Raw genomic sequence first — 3,177 nt, 5'->3', positions numbered from 1 at the left:
ACATAATGTCATGCCATGTTCTCGTCAGGACATGTCCCAACGTATATGGGCCCATTGCTGCCTGTTACGCATTCACAAGGCTTGGGATATCGTTGATGGTGAGCAGACGCCCGAAGCTGGTATCGAGACTTTGTCCTCCTCCGTAGACGACGATGCGTTGGTCATTGCTAAGTTCCATGACATCGGCCATGGTGCTGATTGTGGCGAAGGCGTGGGGGTCGTAGGTACTTGATGCCTTGACTTCGATGGCGTATTGAATCGCTCCGCCCTTTTCGATGATGAAATCGATTTCCTTTTTACTGTAATCACGCCAGTAGTACAGTCTGGGACGGCGGCCGACGGCATAATACTGTTTGATGATCTCACTGGCCACGGCATTTTCAAATAGATTGCCGCGTTGTTGGCTGAAGCGCAGGTCGTCCGCAGACTCCATTGCCAGTAGATTCGCCGCAAGACCCGTGTCGTAGAAATACAGTTTTGGGCTTTTGACGAGGCGCTTTCCATAATTCTTGTAATACGGATAAAGCCGGAATGCGATAAAGCTTGTCTCCAGCACGGAAAGCCACTCCTCAACGGTCTTCCCATCGATTCCGCAGTTACGTGCCAGGTCGGCGTTATTGACTATTTCTCCACAGCGCAGCGCGCATTGCACCAGGAATCTGCGGAATTCGCTGAGTTTGCGGACTCCGAGCTCTTCGCGAATATCACGTTCCACGTAGGTGCCGATGTAGTTCGGAAAGAAGTCGTTGGGGTCGATTGATGATGCGAACATGCGAGGATATCCTCCTTTCCACACCCAGTCGTATACAGTAGGCAGATTGATGTTGGCGTTCGCCATTTCGGAGTGGGAAAGTGGCAGTAAATACGTGACTGCAACTCGCCCCGCAAGGGATTGCGTGATGTTCTTCATAAGAAGGAAGTTCTGCGACCCAGTCAGGACGAATTGCCCCGGTTCATCGCGATCGTCTACTATGCCTTGGAGATAGGAAAACAGGTCGGGCACACGTTGTGCCTCGTCAAAGATTACGTGATTGTTGTACCGCTCAAGAAAGGCCTTGGTGTCTGTCCGCGCGAATTCTCGGACCGAAGGATTCTCCAACGTGACGTATTCGTAGTCGGGGAACAGGTGTTGCGACAACGTTGTTTTGCCGCTTTGACGCGAGCCGGTGATGGTAAGGATGGGGAATTTGGAGTTCAGTTCCCTGATTTTGTCTGATATCGCGCGTGGGATCACGATTGGCCTACCTCGCTATTCCGTGATTTCGATAAGTCTAGTCCGTAATTTTAATATGCCTATTCCATATTTTACTGGTTACTATTCCATATTGTACGGTTCTATGTGCCGCGCCTGTGCTCAAGTGATGATGCTCGCTGAAAGTGATATGTAGTTTGCGCCGGATGGTGGCGGAATGACGGACGGCCGATTGCTGAAGGGGAAGATTGACAAGACGGTTTGTGTGCGCATGGAATATGAAGCAGATTCATAAAACGTTGGAATTCCGCGCGACACGCCGTGATTTGCGTTGAGTTGGATACTCGCGTATATTAATCACCTGTTGCGCGGTTCACCGAGCAGCCGGTTGAAAAACTGAATATGCCCCCATCGTCTAGCGGTCTAGGACTACGCCCTCTCACGGCGCCAACACCGGTTCAAATCCGGTTGGGGGTACGACGGACAACTCCATGAGTTGCTACGCCAAGCCAAATTGGGGTGTGGTGTAATTGGCAACACAGCTGATTCTGGTTCAGCCATTCTTGGTTCGAGTCCAGGCACCCCAGCCAATGACCCTCGCGGAATGCGAGGGTTTTTGTTTTTCGGAGTAAGCAAAGTAATGCGGTTTTTATCCGCGTGCAGGCGTGCTTCGTTGCTTCCGCTGCGGCCGGCACAGGTGGGTGCAGATGCGCATGGCATTGTGTATCAAGCTGACGTCCTTGTCGAACAAGCATTGAAACCAAACAGCATGGAATGTGCCGTCCGTGTGCCACACCGGTGCAATACAGGCTGTTTTGTGCTGGTGTGGTACGCGGGCGTGCCGCACCAGCACAATCAATCGCAGTATGCGCCAGCGTGGCAGGACGGCGAATCGCAAAACCGCGGAAATCCGCCACTATGGGGAATCGTGAATATGCGACGCGTGCCACGCCTGCGCGATACGAGCGATATTGCAGTGGCGTGGCACGCGACGAGCGTCCGCACCGCATCCTGCATGTCCTCGGCGAGGCGAAACGGCCGCTATGTGCCCTGATGGCTTCGCTCAGCGCCATGCAGCGAAGTCATCAGGACGTCAACCGGCCAGCTGCCTTCACTGAGAACACCCCGCGAAGCGAAACGGTCATCACATGCCCAGCCGACTTCACTTCTTTCTCGTACCAACTTACGAGACCACGTTGCCGCTTTTCGGTGTCCCGCCCAGCTCAAAGCCATTCGGCAGGGTTAAGGGTCAGCAGCGCAGCAAAACCTCGGTCCAGCCGATTAATCGCCCCGATTATCGCCATTCAGCGGGGCGGAACCTCGGTTGGGCCGTGGAGGTGCCCCGGTCACTGCTTGTCAGCGGGGCAATATCCCGGTCGGGTGGGAGGAATGCTTCGGTCGCCGCCTCTCAGCGGGGCGGAACCTAGGGTCAGCCGACAAGTTGCCGTGCTGACAGCTTCTTAGCAGGGCAATATCTCGGTTGGGTGGGAGGAATGCCCCAGTCACCACCTCTCAGCGGGGCAATATCTCGGGTCGGCCGACAAATCGCCCCGCTGGCGACTCCTCAGCGGGGCGGAACCTCGGTTCAACGGAGAAAACGCCCTGCTGACGGCTCCTCAGCGGGGCGGAACCTCGGTTCAGTGGTGAAGTTGCCTCGCTGACGGTCTCTCAGCGGGGCAATATCTCGGTTGGGTGGGAGGAATGCCCCAGTCACCACCTCTCAGCGGGGCAATATCTCGGGTCGGTCGGCAAGTCGCCCCGGTCGTCGCTCTTCAGTGAAGCAGAACATCGGCTACACCGGGGGAATGTCGCGCCTACACCGGCGTAGCGGGGCGGAACCTCGGTTCAACGGAGAAAACGCCGTGCTGACAGCTCCTCAGCGGGGCAGAACCTCGGTTGGGCCGTGGAGGTGCCCCGGTCACTGCTTGTCAGCGGGGCAATATCCCGGTCGGGTGGGAGGAATGCTTCGGTCGCCGCCTCTCAGC

1 protein-coding gene and 2 tRNA genes are annotated in these 3,177 nt (G+C 55.8%); 2 read left to right on the top strand and 1 reads right to left on the bottom strand.

Annotated features, from left to right (window positions below):
- Positions 1 to 64 precede the first annotated feature (64 nt).
- Positions 65 to 1,234 (bottom strand): ATP-binding protein, encoded by a 1,170-nt coding sequence (locus BW09_RS10745; protein ID WP_044089800.1) that lies wholly within the window; start codon positions 1,232 to 1,234, stop codon positions 65 to 67.
- A 362-nt stretch (positions 1,235 to 1,596) separates the two neighbouring features.
- Here BW09_RS10745 and BW09_RS10740 point away from each other — a divergent pair.
- Both BW09_RS10740 and BW09_RS10735 read left to right on the top strand, forming a co-directional pair.
- Positions 1,597 to 1,669 (top strand) — tRNA-Glu (locus BW09_RS10740).
- A gap of 38 nt (positions 1,670 to 1,707) precedes the next feature.
- Positions 1,708 to 1,782, top strand: a tRNA-Gln gene (locus BW09_RS10735).
- Positions 1,783 to 3,177 lie beyond the last annotated feature (1,395 nt).

Origin of the sequence: Bifidobacterium sp. UTCIF-1, assembly GCF_006408915.1 — a bacterium.
Classification (GTDB): domain Bacteria; phylum Actinomycetota; class Actinomycetes; order Actinomycetales; family Bifidobacteriaceae; genus Bifidobacterium; species Bifidobacterium reuteri.
This window is presented reverse-complemented; position numbering and strand designations above follow the sequence as displayed.